The sequence below is a fragment of the Enterobacter sp. MGH85 genome (genome assembly GCF_001037655.1).
In the GTDB taxonomy this organism is placed as follows: Bacteria; Pseudomonadota; Gammaproteobacteria; order Enterobacterales; family Enterobacteriaceae; genus Enterobacter; species Enterobacter intestinihominis.
On record NZ_KQ089925.1, the window covers coordinates 926,111 to 946,308 of the forward strand.

At 52.7% G+C, this 20,198-nt stretch carries 17 protein-coding genes and 2 rRNA genes (1 of these 19 cut by a window edge); 10 read left to right on the forward strand and 9 right to left on the reverse strand.

Annotation, left to right across the window (positions count from 1 at the left end; genetic code table 11):
* A 23S ribosomal RNA gene (locus SK51_RS25830) occupies window positions 1-1,643 on the forward strand; it begins 883 nt to the left of the window's first position.
* A gap of 69 nt (window positions 1,644-1,712) precedes the next feature.
* Window positions 1,713-1,828: ribosomal RNA gene (rrf, locus tag SK51_RS04335) — 5S ribosomal RNA — on the forward strand.
* A 99-nt stretch (window positions 1,829-1,927) separates the two neighbouring features.
* Here the strand turns inward: rrf and mobB are convergent.
* Together mobB and mobA are read right to left on the reverse strand one after the other, a co-directional pair.
* Window positions 1,928-2,431 carry a molybdopterin-guanine dinucleotide biosynthesis protein MobB gene (gene mobB / locus SK51_RS04340; RefSeq protein ID WP_022649861.1) on the reverse strand — a complete coding sequence of 168 codons (504 nt, stop codon included), beginning with the start codon at window positions 2,429-2,431 and terminating at the stop codon, window positions 1,928-1,930.
* Window positions 2,428-3,012, reverse strand: coding sequence for a molybdenum cofactor guanylyltransferase MobA (gene mobA / locus SK51_RS04345; protein WP_022649860.1), 585 nt, complete (start codon window positions 3,010-3,012; stop codon window positions 2,428-2,430). The genes mobB and mobA overlap by 4 nt, the downstream gene beginning before the upstream one ends.
* 68 nt (window positions 3,013-3,080) lie before the next feature.
* Here mobA and SK51_RS04350 point away from each other — a divergent pair, with 68 nt between their 5' ends.
* The 3 genes from SK51_RS04350 to dsbA all read left to right on the forward strand — a co-directional run bounded on the left by SK51_RS04350 (window position 3,081) and on the right by dsbA (window position 5,063).
* Window positions 3,081-3,350, forward strand: a complete 270-nt coding sequence (locus tag SK51_RS04350; RefSeq protein WP_003861904.1) for a YihD family protein — start codon at window positions 3,081-3,083, stop codon at window positions 3,348-3,350.
* Window positions 3,351-3,425: 75 nt separating this feature from the next.
* The gene (locus SK51_RS04355) at window positions 3,426-4,412 is read left to right on the forward strand and encodes a serine/threonine protein kinase (protein WP_022649859.1); all 987 of its coding nucleotides are present in this window, start codon (window positions 3,426-3,428) and stop codon (window positions 4,410-4,412) included.
* A gap of 27 nt (window positions 4,413-4,439) precedes the next feature.
* Window positions 4,440-5,063, forward strand: coding sequence for a thiol:disulfide interchange protein DsbA (gene dsbA, locus SK51_RS04360; RefSeq protein WP_022649858.1), 624 nt, complete (start codon window positions 4,440-4,442; stop codon window positions 5,061-5,063).
* Between the two features lie 21 nt (window positions 5,064-5,084).
* Here the strand turns inward: dsbA and SK51_RS04365 are convergent, their stop codons facing one another.
* Window positions 5,085-5,993, reverse strand: a complete 909-nt coding sequence (locus tag SK51_RS04365) for an acyltransferase (RefSeq protein ID WP_022649857.1) — start codon at window positions 5,991-5,993, stop codon at window positions 5,085-5,087.
* Between the two features lie 439 nt (window positions 5,994-6,432).
* Between SK51_RS04365 and polA the strand changes: the two genes are divergently transcribed.
* Window positions 6,433-9,225 carry a DNA polymerase I gene (gene polA / locus SK51_RS04370; protein WP_032676787.1) on the forward strand — a complete coding sequence of 931 codons (2,793 nt, stop codon included), beginning with the start codon at window positions 6,433-6,435 and terminating at the stop codon, window positions 9,223-9,225.
* Between the two features lie 166 nt (window positions 9,226-9,391).
* Window positions 9,392-9,439: a small protein SpfP gene (locus SK51_RS25835; RefSeq protein ID WP_071892919.1), complete on the forward strand. Its 48-nt coding sequence runs from the start codon at window positions 9,392-9,394 to the stop codon at window positions 9,437-9,439.
* Between the two features lie 97 nt (window positions 9,440-9,536).
* Here SK51_RS25835 and yihA read toward each other — a convergent pair whose 3' ends face one another.
* Window positions 9,537-10,166 carry a ribosome biogenesis GTP-binding protein YihA/YsxC gene (yihA, locus tag SK51_RS04375; protein ID WP_003861913.1) on the reverse strand — a complete coding sequence of 210 codons (630 nt, stop codon included), beginning with the start codon at window positions 10,164-10,166 and terminating at the stop codon, window positions 9,537-9,539.
* A 580-nt stretch (window positions 10,167-10,746) separates the two neighbouring features.
* On the opposite strand from yihA, the gene yihI reads away from it, so the two are divergent.
* Entirely contained in the window at window positions 10,747-11,262 is a 516-nt protein-coding gene (gene yihI / locus SK51_RS04385) for a Der GTPase-activating protein YihI (RefSeq protein ID WP_022649854.1), read from the forward strand.
* A 188-nt stretch (window positions 11,263-11,450) separates the two neighbouring features.
* Entirely contained in the window at window positions 11,451-12,824 is a 1,374-nt protein-coding gene (gene hemN / locus SK51_RS04390; RefSeq protein WP_023305116.1) for an oxygen-independent coproporphyrinogen III oxidase, read from the forward strand.
* A 99-nt stretch (window positions 12,825-12,923) separates the two neighbouring features.
* Here the strand turns inward: hemN and SK51_RS25140 are convergent, their stop codons facing one another.
* The 4 genes from SK51_RS25140 to glnA form a co-directional block, all read right to left on the reverse strand.
* Window positions 12,924-13,034, reverse strand: a complete 111-nt coding sequence (locus SK51_RS25140) for a YshB family small membrane protein (RefSeq protein WP_017382667.1) — start codon at window positions 13,032-13,034, stop codon at window positions 12,924-12,926.
* Window positions 13,035-13,145: 111 nt separating this feature from the next.
* Window positions 13,146-14,558: a nitrogen regulation protein NR(I) gene (glnG, locus tag SK51_RS04400; protein ID WP_022649852.1), complete on the reverse strand. Its 1,413-nt coding sequence runs from the start codon at window positions 14,556-14,558 to the stop codon at window positions 13,146-13,148.
* An 11-nt stretch (window positions 14,559-14,569) separates the two neighbouring features.
* Window positions 14,570-15,619: a nitrogen regulation protein NR(II) gene (gene glnL / locus SK51_RS04405; protein WP_003861923.1), complete on the reverse strand. Its 1,050-nt coding sequence runs from the start codon at window positions 15,617-15,619 to the stop codon at window positions 14,570-14,572.
* A gap of 167 nt (window positions 15,620-15,786) precedes the next feature.
* A complete protein-coding gene (glnA, locus tag SK51_RS04410) occupies window positions 15,787-17,196 on the reverse strand; it encodes a glutamate--ammonia ligase (RefSeq protein ID WP_023298930.1) in 1,410 nt (469 codons plus the stop codon).
* 377 nt (window positions 17,197-17,573) lie between these two features.
* Here glnA and typA point away from each other — a divergent pair, with 377 nt between their 5' ends.
* Window positions 17,574-19,397, forward strand: coding sequence for a ribosome-dependent GTPase TypA (gene typA, locus SK51_RS04415; protein ID WP_022649851.1), 1,824 nt, complete (start codon window positions 17,574-17,576; stop codon window positions 19,395-19,397).
* Window positions 19,398-19,476: 79 nt separating this feature from the next.
* On the opposite strand, the gene ompL is transcribed toward typA, so the two are convergent.
* Entirely contained in the window at window positions 19,477-20,163 is a 687-nt protein-coding gene (ompL, locus tag SK51_RS04420; protein WP_032626918.1) for a porin OmpL, read from the reverse strand.
* Between the last annotated feature and the right edge of the window lie 35 nt (window positions 20,164-20,198).

Here is a 20,198-nt window from a genome sequence, read left to right on the forward strand (position 1 = left end):
GTAACGATAAAGCGGGTGAAAAGCCCGCTCGCCGGAAGACCAAGGGTTCCTGTCCAACGTTAATCGGGGCAGGGTGAGTCGACCCCTAAGGCGAGGCCGAAAGGCGTAGTCGATGGGAAACAGGTTAATATTCCTGTACTTGGTGTTACTGCGAAGGGGGGACGGAGAAGGCTATGTCAGCCGGGCGACGGTTGTCCCGGTTTAAGCATGTAGGCGGAGGTTCCAGGTAAATCCGGTACCTTATTAACGCTGAGGTGTGATGACGAGGCACTACGGTGCTGAAGTGATAAATGCCCTGCTTCCAGGAAAAGCCTCTAAGCATCAGGTAACACGAAATCGTACCCCAAACCGACACAGGTGGTCAGGTAGAGAATACCAAGGCGCTTGAGAGAACTCGGGTGAAGGAACTAGGCAAAATGGTGCCGTAACTTCGGGAGAAGGCACGCTGATGTGTAGGTGAAGTCCCTGCGGACGAAGCTGAAATCAGTCGAAGATACCAGCTGGCTGCAACTGTTTATTAAAAACACAGCACTGTGCAAACACGAAAGTGGACGTATACGGTGTGACGCCTGCCCGGTGCCGGAAGGTTAATTGATGGGGTTAGCGGCAACGCGAAGCTCTTGATCGAAGCCCCGGTAAACGGCGGCCGTAACTATAACGGTCCTAAGGTAGCGAAATTCCTTGTCGGGTAAGTTCCGACCTGCACGAATGGCGTAATGATGGCCAGGCTGTCTCCACCCGAGACTCAGTGAAATTGAACTCGCTGTGAAGATGCAGTGTACCCGCGGCAAGACGGAAAGACCCCGTGAACCTTTACTATAGCTTGACACTGAACACTGGTCCTTGATGTGTAGGATAGGTGGGAGGCTTTGAAGCGTGGACGCCAGTCTGCGTGGAGCCAACCTTGAAATACCACCCTTTAATGGCTGGTGTTCTAACGTAGACCCGTAATCCGGGTTGCGGACAGTGTCTGGTGGGTAGTTTGACTGGGGCGGTCTCCTCCCAAAGAGTAACGGAGGAGCACGAAGGTTGGCTAATCCTGGTCGGACATCAGGAGGTTAGTGCAATGGCATAAGCCAGCTTGACTGCGAGCGTGACGGCGCGAGCAGGTGCGAAAGCAGGTCATAGTGATCCGGTGGTTCTGAATGGAAGGGCCATCGCTCAACGGATAAAAGGTACTCCGGGGATAACAGGCTGATACCGCCCAAGAGTTCATATCGACGGCGGTGTTTGGCACCTCGATGTCGGCTCATCACATCCTGGGGCTGAAGTAGGTCCCAAGGGTATGGCTGTTCGCCATTTAAAGTGGTACGCGAGCTGGGTTTAGAACGTCGTGAGACAGTTCGGTCCCTATCTGCCGTGGGCGCTGGAGAATTGAGGGGGGCTGCTCCTAGTACGAGAGGACCGGAGTGGACGCATCACTGGTGTTCGGGTTGTCATGCCAATGGCACTGCCCGGTAGCTAAATGCGGAAGAGATAAGTGCTGAAAGCATCTAAGCACGAAACTTGCCCCGAGATGAGTTCTCCCTGAGACCTTGAGTCTCCTGAAGGAACGTTGAAGACGACGACGTTGATAGGTCGGGTGTGTAAGCGCAGCGATGCGTTGAGCTAACCGATACTAATGAACCGTGAGGCTTAACCTTACAACGCCGAAGCTGTTTTGGCGAAGAGACAGACACGATTTTCAGCCTGATACAGATTAACAGAATTTGCCTGGCGGCTTTAGCGCGGTGGTCCCACCTGACCCCATGCCGAACTCAGAAGTGAAACGCCGTAGCGCCGATGGTAGTGTGGGGTCTCCCCATGTGAGAGTAGGGAACTGCCAGGCATCAAACAAGTGAAGAGGCCATCCGCAAGGATGGCCTTTTTGCGTTTATACGTCGAAAAACGGTAGGCCGGGTAAGGCGAAGCCGTCACCCGGCAGATCTCAGACTGCACACCACGCCAAAATAAACTCTGCAATCCCCTCCACATTATTCAAATCCAGAACCGGTACTTCCAGCGTCAACGCAGCGTCACTGGCCACAGCAATCACATGTTCATCCAGCGTTAACTCACTTACATCATGCCCGGCACCGTTTCTGAACAGCAGGATCTTCGCAACAGCCTCGTGCTTAAACCCCTCAACCAGCACCAGATCCAGCGTGGAATGATCCATCCGGCTGACAAGATAAGCGAGATCCAGCGGTGCTTCATCCGGAGTTTCTGTCATTAACGCCCAGCGCTGGTTACTCGCCACCATCGTTTGTGCAGCGCCAGCCTTACGCAGCTCATAGCTATCTTTCCCCGGCTTATCGACATCCATGTTATGGTGCGTGTGCTTAATCAATCCGGGACGAATACCTTTAGCGCAAAGTGCAGGTATCAGCTTTTTTAGCAGCGTAGTCTTCCCGGTGCCGCTCCAGGCAGAGATCGCTAATACGGGTATCATTTCTTCTCCTGCATCATCTGCAAATCTTCCGTCGTGTTTACATTCACAAACGCCGATTTCATGTCGCTGAAATCAACGGAATGCCCTCCTGACTGGCGCATAAATACCATGACGCGTCGCTCTCCTGCGGCCAGGTAATCTTCCAGCGCAGATATTAACGAGCGATTAATCAATGCGATCGTCGGATGGTCGCGTTCGCCGTCGTGTACCCAGACGACGGGAGCACCCTCGCACCGCTGCACCAGACGTTCAACCAGACAGGACGGGATGAAGGGCGTATCACATGAACAAAAGAGAAACCACTCTCCGTGCGACTGCTGCATAACGGAAAGCATTCCCGCCAGCGGGCCGGGGTAGTCCACAAGCTTATCCTGATAAACCGGATACCCACTGCGCTGATAAATATCAACATGTCGGTTAGCGCTGATCGCCATCGACGACACCTGATTTGCCAGCGTATCAGCAACATGCTGCCATAAGGGGGTGTTGTTCAGGAGCTGAAGACCTTTATCTTTTCCGCCCATTCGCGTTGCCCTGCCTCCGGCAAGAACGACCCCGATGATTTCCTGGCATTGATTCACGAATATCGCCTCTTTTATTGTGGGATTGACCCTGCTAACGTGTCTCTCTAAATGAAAGGAGCACTACCATGAAATGTAAACGTCTTAATGAAGTCATCGAGCTTCTCCAGCCGGCCTGGCAAAAAGAGCCAGAGCTGAATCTGATGCAATTTTTACAGAAACTGGCGAAAGAGTCAGGTTTTGATGGCGAACTGGCAGACCTTTCTGACGACATCCTGATCTACCACCTCAAAATGCGTGACTCGGCTAAAGATGCTGTTATTCCTGGTATTCAGAAAGATTATGAAGAGGATTTTAAAACCGCATTACTGCGCGCCCGAGGCGTAATTAAAGAGTAAAAGCTTGTAAGCGGAGCCACCGAAATCGCCACAAGATGATATCCTGAATCATTCGTATAATTTCCGGATGATCGGATGAACGACCAGGCTTTTACTTTCCAGACACTACACCCGGATACCATTATGGATGCGCTGTTCGAGCAGGGTATTCGGGTGGATTCCGGGTTAACCCCTTTAAACAGCTACGAAAACCGTGTCTACCAATTTCAGGACGAAGAGCGCCAGCGCTTTGTCGTAAAGTTTTACCGGCCACAGCGCTGGTCCGCAGAACAAATTCAGGAAGAGCATCAGTTTGCCCACGATCTGCTGGATGACGATGTTCCCGTTGCGGCACCGCTCAAATTTAATAACCAAACGCTGCTGACCCATCAGGGTTTTTACTACGCGGTATTTCCGAGCCTGGGCGGAAGACAGTTTGAGGCAGATAATATCGATCAGATGGAATGGGTTGCCCGTTATCTGGGGCGCATTCATCAGACGGGACGTAAAAAATCGTTTGTTGCCCGACCGACGATTGGTGTTCAGGAATATCTTATTGAGCCGCGAGAGGTATTCGAAACATCGGCGCTGATCCCAAAGGCGCTTAAGGATAATTTCCTCACGGCGACCGATAAGCTTATTGATGCTGTAAAAGCCTGCTGGCGGGATGATATTACCGCTCTACGCCTGCACGGTGACTGCCACGCCGGGAATATTCTCTGGCGCGACGGCCCGCTATTTGTCGATCTTGATGACGCTCGTATGGGACCTGCGGTGCAGGATCTGTGGATGCTGCTCAACGGTGATAAAGCCGAGCAGCGCATGCAGCTTGAGACCATAATTGAAGCTTATGAAGAATTTAGCCCCTTTAATTCAGACGAAATTGCCCTGATAGAGCCTTTACGTGCGATGCGATTTGTTTATTATCTCGCGTGGTTAATCAGGCGTTGGGAAGACCCGGCTTTTCCCCGAAATTTCCCCTGGCTTACCGGGGAGGATTACTGGCGCAACCAGATATCCACATTTACCGAGCAGGTTAAGGTTCTACAGGAACCCCCTCTGCAATTAACGCCGATGTATTAATTGGACACACCCAGGAGAGAGTTAATCATGAAAAAAATTTGGCTGGCGCTGGCTGGTATGATTCTGGCATTTAGCGCAACTGCTGCGCAGTTTACCGACGGCAAGCAGTACATTACGCTGGACAAGCCTGTAGCTGGCGAGCCTCAGGTGCTGGAGTTCTTCTCCTTCTACTGCCCGCACTGCTACGAGTTTGAGCAGGTACTTCATGTTTCTGACAACGTGAAGAAAAAGCTGCCGGAAGGCACCAAAATGACGAAATACCACGTTGAGTTCCTTGGCCCATTGGGTAAAGATCTGACTCAGGCATGGGCGGTTGCGATTGCGCTGGGTGTGGAAGATAAGATCACCGCGCCTATGTTTGAAGCCGTACAGAAAACCCAGACCGTACAAACTACGGCAGATATCCGTAAAGTGTTTGTTGATGCCGGTGTGAAAGGTGAAGACTACGACGCTGCCTGGAACAGTTTTGTGGTGAAATCTCTCGTGGCACAGCAGGAAAAAGCTGCCGCTGACTTCCAGTTGCAGGGCGTGCCGGCGATGTATGTTAACGGTAAATACCAGGTAAATATGCGTGGTATGGACACCACCAGTATGGATATCTTCGTACAACAGTACGCTGATACCGTGAAACACCTGGTTGAGATGAAGTAACAAACATAAAGAAAACGCCGGTCATTGACCGGCGTTTTTGTATGAAGATTTTAACTCCGCTATCTGTTCGTCTTTCTCTTTCCAGAGTGTATTGAGCCAAAGCTGGAAACGACGTTTGAAGTTTTTATCGTTAACGTAATCACCGTGCAGTTCCGTATCGATGGGCAACAGATCAACGCGGACTACGATACGCGTCAGCTTGCCGCTGAGCATATCGTAGAACGGCGTCCTGTCGTTTTCCGGATAGCAGAGCGTTACGTTCAACAATTTATCAAACTGCTCACCCAGCACGTTGAGGGCCATTGCGATACCCGCTGCCTTTGGCGGCAACAGGTGCTGATACGGAGAGCGAGTCTGCTGGCGCTTCTCTTCGGTAAAGCGCGAACCTTCGACGAAATTAACTATGGTGGTGGGATGCGCGCGAAACTTCTCGCAAGAACGGCGCGTAGTTTCCACGTCCATACCGCGGCGTTCCGGATGACGAATCAGATAGCTGCGTGAATAGCGTTTCATAAACGGCATATCCAGCGCCCAGCAGGCCAGACCAATGAAAGGCACCCATGCCAGTTGCTGTTTCAGAAAGTATTTGTTCATCGGAATATGTTTGCGAAACAGCACGCACAATACAACGATGTCGGCCCAGCTGTGATGATTGCAGATCAGCAGATACCAGTTCTTTTTATTCAGCTTCTCAAGGCCCTGAACGTCCCACTTTAACCAGGGGTTCAGATACAACAGGATCGCCAGCCCTTCACACCAGCAGTACATCATAAAATTACAAAAAGCAGACACTGCACGCCATACCGGAGGGACGGGCAGCAGGAGCTTAATTATTCCGGCAACGATGATTGGCACAGAACAGGCGATGGTAACCAGAATAGTTAAAATGACGCTTAGCAATAAGGTTATCGCAGCGAGTATTTTCGACATAATGAATTTTTTCAGATAGTTAGCTGTAATTAAGCAGCCGGCTATCCGGTGCTGGGCGCCGATCTTATCAGATATTGGCCCAGACCAGGGCGCTTTCGCACGAAGAGGCTGCGGCTTTTCCTGCCATGCAGCGAAATTTTCTATATAGACAGGGTGCTTACGTCTTATATCCACATAGACTAAATAACCATCATCGGGGTGGGATCTTAAGTGATCTAATTTCAACTAATTGATTTTATTTGATAAATAAGTTTTCAGTATCAGTTTTATAGAACTGTTATTCACCTGTATTAAAAATATGCACAAACTTATCCACAGTTTGTTTTTGCGAGCGATCTTCACGATCGCAAAATCTTTTTCTGTATAAAGCGCTAAAACCTGATGTTTTCATCCTTCTGTGGCATCCTTTACCCATAAATTAATTAAAGGCACGGACATTATGGTTCAGATCCCAGAAAACCCACTTATACTCGTCGATGGCTCTTCTTACCTTTATCGGGCGTATCATGCGTTTCCTCCTCTGACCAACAGCGCAGGGGAACCTACCGGCGCAATGTACGGCGTGCTGAATATGCTGCGCAGCCTGATTCTGCACTACCACCCAACCCATGCGGCAGTGGTGTTTGATGCGAAGGGGAAAACCTTCCGCGATGAATTATTTGAGCATTACAAATCTCACCGTCCTCCCATGCCTGACGATCTGCGTGCGCAGATTGAACCGCTGCACGCTATGGTCAAAGCGATGGGGCTGCCTTTGCTGGCTGTCTCGGGCGTTGAGGCTGACGACGTTATTGGCACCCTGGCGCGCGAAGCTGAAAAGGCTGGCCGCCCGGTGCTGATCAGTACCGGTGATAAAGACATGGCGCAGCTGGTAACACCTGGGATCACGCTGATTAATACCATGACCAACACCATTCTTGGCCCGGAAGAAGTGGTTGCCAAATATGGCGTGCCGCCAGAACTCATTATTGATTTCCTCGCCCTGATGGGGGATTCCTCGGATAACATCCCTGGCGTGCCGGGCGTGGGCGAAAAAACAGCTCAGGCGCTGCTGCAAGGGTTAGGTGGGTTGGATACGCTGTACGCTGAGTCCGACAAAATTGCCGGACTTACCTTCCGTGGTGCAAAAACCATGGCCGGAAAGCTCGCCGATAACAAAGAGGTGGCTTACCTCTCTTATCAGTTAGCCACCATCAAAACCGACGTCGAGCTGGAGCTTACCTGCGACCAGCTTGAAGTGCAGGAACCCGCCGCAGAAGAACTGCTTGGCCTGTTCAGAAAATACGAATTTAAACGCTGGACCACGGATGTCGAAGCCGGGAAATGGCTTCAGGCGAAAGGGGCAAAAGCTGCGGCGAAGCCGAAAGAAACTATCGTTGTCGATGCCGAAGAGCAGGCAGAAGAAGAAGCGGCAGCGCTCTCATTCGATAACTATGAAACCATCCTTGAAGAGTCGCAGCTCGTCGCCTGGATTGAAAAGCTGAAAAAAGCACCGGTATTTGCGTTCGATACCGAAACGGACAGTCTCGATAACATATCTGCCAATATGGTAGGTCTGTCATTCGCGACGGAGCCGGGTATGGCAGCCTATGTTCCGGTAGCGCATGACTATCTGGATGCGCCGGAGCAGATCTCGCGCGAGCGCGCCTTAGAACTGCTGAAGCCGATTCTGGAAGACGAGAAAGCGCTGAAGGTCGGGCAAAACCTGAAGTACGACCGCGGTATTCTGCAAAACTACGGCATTGAACTGCGTGGTATCGCTTTTGACACCATGCTGGAATCTTACATTCTGGACAGCGTGGCGGGCCGCCATGATATGGATTCCTTATCCGATCGTTGGCTGAAACACAAAACCATCACCTTTGAAGAAATTGCCGGTAAGGGCAAAAATCAGCTGACCTTTAACCAGATCGCGCTGGAAGAAGCAGGCCGCTACGCCGCGGAAGACGCTGACGTCACGCTACAGCTGCATCTCAAAATGTGGCCGAAATTGCAGAAGCACGAAGGGCCGCTGAATGTTTTCCAGAACATTGAGATGCCGCTGGTGCCTGTGCTGTCCCGCATTGAGCGTAACGGCGTCAAAATCGACCAAACGGTGCTGCATAATCACTCTGGCGAGCTGGCGCAGCGCCTGACCGAGCTTGAACAGAAAGCGCATGAACTTGCTGGAGAGGCATTTAACCTGTCGTCACCGAAACAGCTGCAAACCATCCTGTTTGAAAAGCAGGGTATTAAACCGCTGAAGAAAACGCCGGGCGGCGCGCCTTCAACCTCTGAAGAGGTGCTGGAAGAGCTGGCGCTGGACTATCCGCTGCCAAAAGTTATCCTGCAGTACCGTGGTCTGGCCAAGCTGAAATCGACCTATACCGACAAACTGCCGTTGATGATCAACCCGAAAACGGGCCGCGTACACACCTCCTATCACCAGGCTGTAGCGGCGACCGGGCGGCTTTCGTCAACCGATCCTAACCTGCAAAACATTCCGGTGCGTAATGAAGAGGGCCGCCGTATACGCCAGGCTTTCATTGCGCCAGAGGATTATCTGATTGTCTCCGCAGACTACTCGCAAATCGAACTGCGTATTATGGCGCACCTGTCGCGTGACAAAGGCCTGCTGACGGCATTTGCCGAAGGGAAGGATATCCACCGGGCGACAGCTGCCGAAGTGTTTGGCCTGCCGCTGGACAGCGTGACAAACGAACAGCGTCGTAGCGCTAAAGCGATTAACTTTGGCCTTATTTACGGCATGAGCGCATTTGGCCTTTCACGCCAGCTCAACATTCCGCGTAAAGAGTCGCAGAAGTATATGGATCTCTACTTTGAGCGCTATCCGGGCGTGCTGGAATATATGGAGCGTACCCGCGCGCAGGCGAAAGAGAAAGGCTACGTTGAAACGCTGGATGGCCGTCGTCTTTACCTTCCGGACATCAAATCCAGCAACGCCGCGCGCCGTGCTGGCGCTGAACGTGCTGCTATCAATGCCCCGATGCAGGGCACTGCGGCAGACATCATCAAACGCGCGATGATCGCCGTTGATGCCTGGCTGGAAAAAGAGAAACCGCGCGTGAAAATGATCATGCAGGTACACGATGAACTGGTATTTGAAGTCCATAAAGACGACCTGGAAGAGGTCTCTCAGAAGATCCATGAACTGATGGAAAACAGCATGAAGCTGGACGTTCCGTTGCTGGTGGAAGTGGGTAGCGGCGAAAACTGGGATCAGGCTCACTAAGCGTTATCGGGATAACGCGCTTTTTATGTAAGTAAGCAACATAAGTACGCGCGTTTTGTGACGATCATTAGAATTCCCTATGTAAAGAATGAAAAAAAACTACAAAAAGTGCTTTTTCAAGAGACAAAAAAAGAGTAGAGTTAACGACGTAGGGTACAGAGGTAAGATGTTCTATCTTTCAGACCTTTTACTTCACGTAATCGGATTTGGCTGAATATTTTAGCCGCCCCAGTCAGTAATGACTGGGGCGTTTTTTATTGCGGGAAGGAAAGTTTCGGGCGAAAAAAACGCGGTCATCGCCGCGCCTGTTGTTACTCTGCTTCCGCTTCTGTCGCCGGTTCCAGATCGTTAAACCAGCTGTCTAGCTTCTGTCGCAGTTTGTCCACACCCTGCTTTTTCAGCGAGGAGAACGGTTCAACCTGTACATCACCGTTGAATGCCAGCACCGCTTCACGCACCTTGTTCACCTGCGCCTTGCGCGCGCCGCTCGCCAGCTTATCCGCTTTTGTCAGCAGCACCAGCACCGCAATATCGCTTGCCACCGCCCAGTCAATCATCTGCTGGTCGAGATCTTTTAGCGGGTGTCGAATATCCATCAGCACCACCAGACCTTTCAGACACATGCGTTTTTCCAGGTATTCACCCAGTGCACGCTGCCATTTGATCTTCATCTCTTCCGGTACCTGCGCGTAACCGTAGCCCGGTAAATCGACCAGGCGTTTGCCTTCAGCCACTTCAAACAGGTTAATCAGCTGAGTACGGCCAGGTGTTTTTGAGGTACGCGCCAGGTTTTTCTGATTGGTCAGCGTATTCAGGGCGCTGGATTTTCCCGCATTGGAGCGCCCAGCAAATGCCACTTCAATCCCTGTGTCTGAGGGCAGGTGGCGAATATCGGGCGCACTGGTGACAAAATGCGTCTGTTGGTAGTTCCAGGTAGTCACGTGGTCGTCTCCAAAAATCGTAATCTGCGGGGGATTATACCTGAATGCGGGCAAAAGGCTTTTCCCTTCGTCATTGACGTGTAAGTGAAAGCCCTACGGAATGTAAGAGATCTGCCCTTAAGCTTATGAGAAATTTAAGAGAAATCGCAGGCGCTAAAAAACTAAAAATATTAAAATTCAAAGAGTTATTAATGAGTAATTATCTGAAAATCCGGTTTAGTACCTTTTCGTTGCTTGTTAGTTTAAGAGAACAAGGTAAAGTGTGCGTCAAGGCGAGGATGCCAGCAGGAAAACGACTTAAGGATAAGGGTCAGGAGCGCCAGGAGGCGAAGACTCAGGATTGTCAGGACGACCGGCGCCTGGAGGCGTTTTTAACAGGAAACGGAACCGTATCACGGACGGTAGTAGCCAAGGGATAAACAGGGTTTGTTGAAGGCAAACAGGGAATGTCTGACCCGTTAAGGGTTGTGAGTCAGGAAAAAAGGCGACAGATTGCTCTGTCGCCTTTTTTCTTTGCTTGCTTTCTGCTAGATTTCGCCGCAATTCTATACTGAAGAAAACGACTTAAAGATAAAACATCATGAAAAAACCGACCTCCGCTGCGGGCGCGAAACGCCCTGCAAAAGCACGCCGCAAAACGCGCGAAGAACTGAATCAGGAAGCGCGCGATCGCAAACGCGATAAAAAGCATCGTGGCCATACTGCGGGTAGCCGTGCTAACGGTGGCGGTGCCGCAGGCGCTTCTGCAAAAGGCAAACAGCAGAAAGATCCTCGTATCGGCAGTAAAACTCCCATTCCACTGGGCGTGACAGACACGCCGGTCACTAAGCAGCACAAACCAAAGAGCGAGAAACCTATGCTTTCACCGCAGGCTGAGCTGGATATGCTGGAGAACGATGAGCGCCTGGATGCGCTGCTGGAACGTCTTGAAGAGGGTGAAACCCTGACCGCTGAAGAGCAGTCCTGGGTAGATGCCAAACTGGATCGCATTGATGAACTGATGCAGAAGCTGGGTCTGTCCTACGATGATGAAGAAGACGAAGAGGAAGACGAAAAGCAGGAAGATATGATGCGTCTGCTGAAAGGTGGAAACTAACATTTGCACCCGGCAGGTACACTCGTCCTGCTTATAACCCTTCCGGTTATATGTTATCTGGTGTGGTTATTCGTTAAACTACGGCGGTTGTCGCGGCGACAGAAGTGGCTGCGCACCCGAATGATGGCCCGCAACGGGACCAGAACGGGCCGCCGTATACGAACGCGACACCAACGGAAGGAGTGAGCATGTCTGTACCATCTATCGACTGGGATTTGGCCCTGATCCAGAAATATAACTATTCCGGGCCGCGTTATACCTCATACCCCACCGCGCTGGAGTTTTCTGACGCTTACGGCGAGGCGGATTTTCAGCATGCTGTGGCGCGCTATCCCGAGCGCCCGCTGTCGCTCTACGTCCATATTCCGTTCTGCCACAAGCTCTGCTACTTCTGCGGCTGCAATAAAATCGTTACCCGCCAGCAGCACAAAGCCGATCAATACCTCGATGCGCTTGAACAGGAAATTCTGCACCGCGCACCGCTGTTTAAAGGCCGTCACGTCAGCCAGCTTCACTGGGGCGGCGGTACGCCAACTTATCTGAACAAAGCGCAGATCAGCCGCCTGATGGCGCTTCTGCGCGGCAATTTCAGTTTTAACCACGACGCTGAAATTTCGATCGAGGTCGATCCGCGTGAAATCGAGCTGGATGTGCTGGATCATTTACGCGCCGAAGGCTTCAACCGCCTGAGTATGGGCGTACAGGACTTCAACAAAGAAGTACAGCGCCTGGTCAACCGCGAGCAGGATGAAGCGTTTATCTTTGCCTTACTCAACCATGCGCGTGAAATCGGCTTTACCTCAACGAATATAGACCTGATTTACGGCCTGCCGAAGCAGACGCCGGAGAGCTTCGCCTACACGCTTAAACGCGTGGCTGAGCTCAACCCGGACCGTCTGAGCGTCTTTAACTATGCGCACCTGCCGACGCTGTTCGCCGCGCAGCGCAAAATCAAAGATGCGGATCTGCCTTCCGCCCAGCAGAAGCTGGACATTTTGCAGGAGACCATCGCCTCGCTGACCGAAACCGGCTATCAGTTTATCGGGATGGATCACTTTGCCCGCCCTGACGACGAACTGGCGATTGCCCAGCGCGAAGGTGTTCTCCACCGTAACTTCCAGGGATACACCACCCAGGGAGATACCGATCTGCTCGGAATGGGTGTCTCCGCTATCAGCATGATTGGCGACTGCTACGCCCAGAACCAAAAAGAGCTGAAGCTGTATTACCAGCAAGTTGATGAAACGGGCAACGCGCTGTGGCGCGGCATTGCGTTAACGCGCGACGACTGCATCCGTCGTGATGTGATTAAGGCGCTTATCTGCAACTTCCGTCTCGAATTCCGCGAGGTGGAGTCGCAATGGGATCTGCAATTCAGCGATTACTTTGCCGAAGACCTGAAGCTTCTTGCGCCGCTGGCGAAAGACGGGCTGGTGGATGTGTCGGAGAGCGCGGTGGTCGTCACGCCGAAGGGGCGTCTGTTGATTCGTAATATCTGCATGTGCTTCGATGCCTATCTGCGCCAGAAAGCACGTTTACAGCAGTTCTCGCGCGTGATTTAAGTTGCAATGCCGGGAGGCGCTTCGCTTACCCGGCCTACAACTCGCATTTATGTAGGCCGGGTAAGGCGAAGCGCCACCCGGCTTTTCATCAACAGCTCGTTAGCTAAACAGCCCAACCAGTGCCGCACACAATACCGCCGCAACGGCAGTTTGTGGCGTGTGGCTTTCTGCTGCACCGCTCGAAAGCAAGGTCACTAATGATTCCAGCATGATGCATCCCTCCAGTTTCCGGGCACGATCATACAAAACTCATCGGAACAGTAAAGCGCAAAATAACGGAACTTTACGCTCAATTAGTAACCTTTACACAGCGGAGTAAGATCACTCCATTCCCAGCTCTTTCAGCTTGCGCGTCAGGGTGTTTCGACCCCATCCCAACAGGCGAGCCGCTTCCTGTTTGTGGCCCTGGGTATGACGAAGCGCGGTGGTCAACAGCGTGCGCTCCATTTCAGGCTGTGCTTCAGAGAGCAAGTTTTGATGACCGGAACGCAGCGCGCGATCTGCCCACTGCGCCAGCAGCGTTGCCCAGCTGTCCGGCAACGTATGTCCTGCGGTGCTCTCGGGCACGGTGGCTTCAAACAGTTCTGCCGGTAAATCCTGAATCAGCACTTCCTGGCCGGCGGCCATCACCGTCAGCCAGCGACAGGTGTTTTCCAGCTGACGCACGTTGCCCGGCCACGCCAGACGGGTGAGGGCGGCATCCGTTTCCGGATGAAGCTGCTTGGCTTCCACGCCCAGCTCGCGGGCCGCCACCTGCAGGAAATGGCGCGCCAGACGCGGGATATCTTCCCGACGCTCGCGCAGCGGCGGCAGGTGGACGCGGATCACGTTCAGACGATGGAATAAATCCTCACGGAATTTCCCCTCCTGTACGCGCAGCTCCAGGTTCTGGTGCGTCGCGGCGATAATGCGTACGTCCACCTTCACCGGCGCATACCCGCCCACGCGGTAAAACTGTCCATCTGCCAGCACGCGCAACAGTCGGGTCTGTACATCCAGCGGCATATCGCCGATTTCATCCAGGAAAAGCGTGCCGCCGTCAGCCTGTTCAAAGCGTCCCTGACGAATGGTATTGGCTCCGGTAAATGCCCCTTTTTCGTGGCCGAAGAGTTCAGACTCAATTAAATCCTTAGGGATCGCTGCCATGTTCAGGGCGATAAAGGGGGCTTTCGCCCGCGGGCTGTGGCGATGCAGGGCGTGTGCGACCAACTCTTTACCGGTCCCTGATTCACCGTTAATCAAGACGCTGATAGACGAACGCGACAGACGCCCGATGATGCGAAACACGTCCTGCATGGCCGGCGCTTCACCGATGATGTCCGTCGTTGGTCCAAAGTCGGGGGCATTGCGGGGCTGCTGTTGCTCCTGATAGTGGCTGATAGCGCGCTCAACCAGCGCAACGGCTTCGTCGATATCAAACGGTTTTGGCAGGTAATCAAACGCCCCCTGCTGGTATGCGCTGACGGCGGCATCCAGGTCGGAGTGGGCGGTCATTATGATGACCGGAAGCATGGGGTGGCGCTGTTTGATCTGCTTTAAGAGCGCCAGTCCGTCCATTCCCGGCATGCGAATATCCGAGAGCAGCACGTCCGGCGTTTTGGTGGTAAGCGCATCGAGCACCTCGCTGCCGCTCTCAAACGTCGTGCAGCTTAATCCCGCTCCCGTGAGCGCGCGTTCAAGCACCCAACGGATGGAGCTATCGTCATCGACTACCCAGACTATCCCTCGTTGCATAAACGTCACCTTTATTTTTTAATCGGCAGGAAAACCGAAAACTCGGTATGTCCCGGCCAACTGGTAAATTCAATTTTGCCGGAGTGTTGATCAATCAAATTACGGGCTATGGATAACCCCAGCCCGGTGCCGCCTTCGCGACCGCTGACCATCGGGTAGAACAGGGTGTCCTGGAGATGCGGCGGGATCCCCGGCCCGTTATCTTCCACATCAATACGTGCCGCCAGACGATAACGCACACCGTGCAGCGTCAGCTGGAACGCGGTGCGGGTACGCAGAATAATTTCGCCCCCCTCCGGGCCCAGCGCCTGCAACGCGTTACGCACAATGTTCAACAGCACCTGTTCAATCTGGTCCGGATCGTGCGCCAGCTCCGGCAGGCTTGGGTCATAGTCACGCACCAGCGTGACGTTATCCGGCAGCTCCATCGAGACGAGTTTCACCACCCGCTCCGCGACCTTGTGAATGCTTTCTGAAACGTGCATCCCTGGCTGCTGCGGCCCGAGCAGGCGATCGACCAGATTACGCAGACGGTCCGCCTGCTCAATAATGACGTTGGTATACTCCGCCAGGGCAGGGTCAGGCAGCGCTTTGGTCAGAAGCTGTGCCGCACCGCGTAAGCCGCCCAGCGGGTTTTTGATCTCATGGGCCAGCCCGCGCACCAGGTCGCGCGCCGCAATCTGCTGCGCATGCTGAAGCTGCTCCTGGCTGAGACGACGCTGGTTATCCATCGGCGCCATTTCCAGCAGAATCATGCCATCTGGCAGGCGCTGTGCGGTGAGGGACAAAATATGCGAGCGTCCGTCAATCACCAGCGTCACTTCGTTATCGGTGAAGCCCTGACCCGCCTGCAAACTCTCCTGCATCAGGCCAATATTCAGCGAGAAATAGCTCAGCAGTTCTGGCAGCGGCGTGCCAAACAGTTTACGGGCGCTTTGGGCGAGCAGCTGCTGCGCCGCCGGGTTGGCGTAATGCACCGCCAGCTCGTCGTCGACCAGCAAAATACTGTTAATTAAAGAATTGAGGATCTGCCCAGCATCGGGCAGCGTGCCAGTTGCCATTCAGCAGTCTCCTGGAGTCGTTGCACTATTTTAGTGCAGTATAGCGTTTTAGAGGTAAAAAGCGCGTGAGATCAGGTTGTTGGTGGAGAAAAAAGCCCATCCGAAGATGGGCTAAAGTTTCCACGGCAACGACTCCCGACGCGTATGCGCCGGGTAAAACAAATCAATTAAACGCTGTAGTACAGTTCGAACTCAACCGGGTGCGGCGTCATGCGAACGCGGTCATTTTCTTCGGTACGCAGCGCGATGTAAGCGTCGATAGCTTCATCGGTGAACACGCCGCCAGCGGTCAGGAACTCGCGGTCTGCGTCCAGCGCCTGGAGGGCTTCTTCCAGAGAGCCGGCAACCTGTGGGATCTCTTTCGCTTCTTCTGGCGGCAGGTCGTACAGGTTTTTGTCCATGGCTTCGCCCGGGTGGATCTTGTTCTTGATACCGTCCAGACCGGCCATCAGCAGTGCTGCGAAGCAAAGGTATGGGTTAGCCGCCGGGTCCGGGAAGCGCACTTCGATACGACGCGCTTTCGGAGACGCCACCACAGGGATACGGATAGACGCAGAACGGTTACGGGCAGAGTACGCCAGCATTACCGGTGCTTCGTAGCCAGGGACCAGACGCTTGTAGGAGTTAGTGGTTGGGTTCGCCAGGGCGTTGATCGCTTTAGCGTGTTTGATAACACCACCGATGTAGTGCAGCGCCTGCTCGGACAGACCCGCGTACTTGTCGCCAGAGAACAGGTTAGTACCGTTCCTGGACAGGGACATGTGGCAGTGCATGCCGGAACCGTTGTCGCCAAACATTGGTTTTGGCATGAAGGTCGCGGTTTTACCGAAACGGTGCGCAACGTTGTGCACAACGTATTTGTAGATCTGAATTTCGTCCGCTTTTTTGGTCATGGTGTTGAAGCGGGTGGCGATTTCGTTCTGGCCAGCCGTTGCCACTTCATGGTGGTGCGCTTCAACAACCAGGCCCATCTCTTCCATGATCAGACACATGGTAGAACGGATGTCCTGTGAAGAATCGACCGGAGGAACCGGGAAGTAACCGCCTTTCACGCCCGGACGGTGACCTTTGTTACCACCTTCATACTTGGTGGAAGAGTTCCATGCGCCTTCGATGTCATCGATAGCGACGTGGGAACCAGAAATGGAAGCACCAAAACGGATGTCGTCGAACAGGAAGAACTCTGGCTCTGGCCCGAACAGAACGGTGTCTGCAATACCGGTAGAACGCAGGTACTCTTCAGCGCGTTTTGCGATGGAGCGTGGGTCACGGTCATAGCCTTGCAGCGTGCCAGGTTCCAGGATATCGCAGCGGATGATCAGCGTAGGTTCTTCGTAGAACGGGTCAATGAGCGCAGTGGTTGCATCTGGCATCAGAACCATGTCGGATTCGTTAATGCCTTTCCAGCCGCCAATGGAGGAGCCGTCAAACATTTTGCCTTCTTCAAAGAATTCGGCGTTCACCTGATGAGCAGGGATCGTGACGTGCTGTTCTTTACCTTTGGTATCGGTGAAGCGCAGATCAACAAACTTCACTTCATGTTCGTTCAGCATCGTCAAAACGTGTTCAGCGGACATACTTAACTCTCCAGATTGGTCATTGTCGTCGTGGTAACGAGGTCTTCAAATCGGCTGGGCTGCCATATTTTTACTGTATTTCTGTAAAGCGAAATCTGTGCCAACTTTTAAAACACCCCAAAAAGGCGTTATCATGCGCACCATAGTGCAGAAGGGCTGCACCACATTGGATTCGTTGCACCATTATAGTGCCTCAGTGTGAACATTGAGCACCATATTGGTGCAATTTACGTTAAAGTGCCCTTTTACCGCTCCGTGAAAGCGATCACAAAGCATCTCTGCAATACTTGTTTGCGGGGGATGTTTGTGATCCTGTTTTGTAGTGCGATTAATCCGTGTACAATAACGCGCTATTTCTAAATGCCTGAGGCAAAGTTGTGATCGAAAAATTGCGTAATATCGCCATCATCGCGCACGTCGACCATGGTAAAACTACCCTGGTTGACAAGCTGCTACAGCAGTCCGGTACGTTTGATGCTCGTGCCGAAACTCAAGAGCGTGTGATGGACTCCAACGATTTGGAGAAAGAGCGTGGGATTACCATCCTCGCCAAAAACACCGCTATCAAATGGAATGACTACCGTATCAACATCGTTGATACCCCAGGGCACGCCGACTTCGGTGGTGAAGTTGAGCGCGTGATGTCCATGGTGGATTCCGTGCTGCTGGTGGTTGACGCATTTGATGGCCCTATGCCGCAAACGCGCTTCGTGACCAAAAAAGCATTTGCCCACGGCCTGAAACCTATCGTTGTGATCAACAAGGTTGACCGTCCTGGCGCGCGTCCTGACTGGGTTGTTGACCAGGTCTTCGACCTGTTCGTTAACCTCGACGCGACTGACGAACAGCTGGACTTCCCTATCGTTTATGCGTCTGCGCTGAACGGTATCGCCGGTCTGGATCACGAAGACATGGCGGAAGACATGACTCCGCTGTACCAGACGATTGTTGACCGCGTTCCTGCGCCAAACGTTGACCTGGAAGGCACCCTGCAAATGCAGATCTCCCAGCTCGACTACAACAACTATGTTGGCGTAATCGGCATTGGTCGTATCAAGCGCGGTAAAGTGAAGCCTAACCAGCAGGTCACTATCATCGATAGCGAAGGCAAAACCCGTAACGGTAAAGTCGGTAAAGTTCTGACTCACCTGGGTCTTGAGCGTATCGAGAGCGACATCGCTGAAGCGGGCGACATCATCGCTATTACCGGTCTGGGTGAACTGAACATCTCCGACACCATCTGCGATCCGCAGAACGTCGAAGCGCTGCCAGCCCTGTCCGTTGATGAACCAACCGTATCCATGTTCTTCAACGTCAACACCTCTCCGTTCTGTGGTAAAGAAGGTAAGTTCGTTACCTCTCGTCAGATCCTTGACCGCCTGAACAAAGAGCTGGTGCATAACGTTGCGCTGCGCGTTGAAGAAACCGAAGACGCTGATGCATTCCGCGTTTCCGGTCGTGGTGAGCTGCACCTGTCTGTTCTGATTGAGAACATGCGTCGTGAAGGTTTCGAGATGGCGGTATCCCGTCCGAAAGTTATCTTCCGCGAAATCGATGGCCGTAAACAAGAGCCGTTCGAAAACGTAACGCTGGACGTTGAAGAGCAGCACCAGGGTTCTGTCATGCAGGCACTGGGTGAGCGTAAAGGCGACCTGAAAAACATGAATCCAGATGGCAAAGGCCGCGTACGTCTCGACTACGTGATCCCAAGCCGTGGCCTGATCGGCTTCCGTTCTGAGTTCATGACCATGACCTCCGGTACGGGTCTGCTGTACTCCACCTTCAGCCACTATGACGACATCCGTCCTGGCGAAGTGGGCCAGCGTAACAACGGCGTACTGATCTCCAACGGTCAGGGTAAAGCGGTTGCGTTTGCGCTGTTCGGTCTGCAGGATCGCGGTAAGCTGTTCCTGGGTCACGGTGCTGAAGTTTACGAAGGCCAGATCATCGGTATTCACAGCCGTTCTAACGACCTGACGGTAAACTGCCTGACCGGTAAGAAACTGACCAACATGCGTGCGTCCGGTACTGACGAAGCGACGGTTCTGGTTCCACCGATCAAGATGACGCTGGAGCAGGCTCTGGAATTCATCGATGATGACGAACTGGTAGAAGTGACGCCTCAGTCAATTCGTATCCGTAAACGTCACCTGACCGAGAACGATCGTAAACGTGCTATGCGCGGTGCGAAAGAAGAGTAATTCGGTTATGCCGTAGGCCGGGTAAAGCGTAAGCGCCACCTGGCAACGAAAAGCCGCTGAGCGATCAGCGGCTTTTTTATTAGAACGAATAACGTAACCCTAAACGGATCCGGTACTGCTCGCGGTTGTAATCATTCCATCGGTCCAGCCACTGTAGCTCAAGATACGGCAGCCAGTTTCTGTCGATTTTATAGCTGAACTTGTTGGTAATTTCCCAGTGATGATCTTTGCCATTTTTGCTGTGGTAATCATTCACCCGCTGGAAAAAGTGCGGCTCAAAGGTGTAGAAAAACGCATCCGTCACTTTGAAATTCCAGTAGTTGGCGAATTCGTGCGTGTCGTTTTTATCCATCTGTCCGTTATAGTCCGGCGTATCGTAATTGTTATGGTTATAGCGATAGCGGAACGTCAGATTAAACCAGTCCGTAAATTTATAGTTAGTATCTAAATAGAGTGCTCCACCCGATCCTGCGCTGCTGTCGTTAATTAACCCGCCGGGCTGGAAGGTGAGTTTGTCGGTCGGTTTGAAGAGCGGATACCAACCCTCGATTTCGTTATAGCTGTGCTTCAGTTCGTCCCATTTCCCCACGTTATAAGCGTTGGTGAACATCAGCCCCGCGCCCATATCGAAGTTATAGCCCGCACGCAGGATCACCTCGTGCAGCTCAGAGGCCGTATTGTACGCTTCGCGCGTTTCGACATAGGCCCCGGCAAAAACCGGGCAGGACACAGACGACACGATCAGTACGGTGATGATTCTATTCATAATTTGTCCATGTATCAGGTACAGAAAGGCCTCCC

Coding starts and splice junctions, on each gene's coding strand:
- mobB (WP_022649861.1), bottom strand. CDS start 2,431: ATGATACCCGTATTAGCGATCTCTGCCTGGAGCGGCACCGGGAAGACT.
- SK51_RS04350 (WP_003861904.1), top strand. CDS start 3,081: ATGAAATGTAAACGTCTTAATGAAGTCATCGAGCTTCTCCAGCCGGCC.
- SK51_RS04355 (WP_022649859.1), top strand. CDS start 3,426: ATGAACGACCAGGCTTTTACTTTCCAGACACTACACCCGGATACCATT.
- dsbA (WP_022649858.1), top strand. CDS start 4,440: ATGAAAAAAATTTGGCTGGCGCTGGCTGGTATGATTCTGGCATTTAGC.
- SK51_RS04365 (WP_022649857.1), bottom strand. CDS start 5,993: ATGTCGAAAATACTCGCTGCGATAACCTTATTGCTAAGCGTCATTTTA.
- polA (WP_032676787.1), top strand. CDS start 6,433: ATGGTTCAGATCCCAGAAAACCCACTTATACTCGTCGATGGCTCTTCT.
- yihI (WP_022649854.1), top strand. CDS start 10,747: ATGAAAAAACCGACCTCCGCTGCGGGCGCGAAACGCCCTGCAAAAGCA.
- hemN (WP_023305116.1), top strand. CDS start 11,451: ATGTCTGTACCATCTATCGACTGGGATTTGGCCCTGATCCAGAAATAT.
- SK51_RS25140 (WP_017382667.1), bottom strand. CDS start 13,034: ATGCTGGAATCATTAGTGACCTTGCTTTCGAGCGGTGCAGCAGAAAGC.
- glnG (WP_022649852.1), bottom strand. CDS start 14,558: ATGCAACGAGGGATAGTCTGGGTAGTCGATGACGATAGCTCCATCCGT.
- glnL (WP_003861923.1), bottom strand. CDS start 15,619: ATGGCAACTGGCACGCTGCCCGATGCTGGGCAGATCCTCAATTCTTTA.
- glnA (WP_023298930.1), bottom strand. CDS start 17,196: ATGTCCGCTGAACACGTTTTGACGATGCTGAACGAACATGAAGTGAAG.
- ompL (WP_032626918.1), bottom strand. CDS start 20,163: ATGAATAGAATCATCACCGTACTGATCGTGTCGTCTGTGTCCTGCCCG.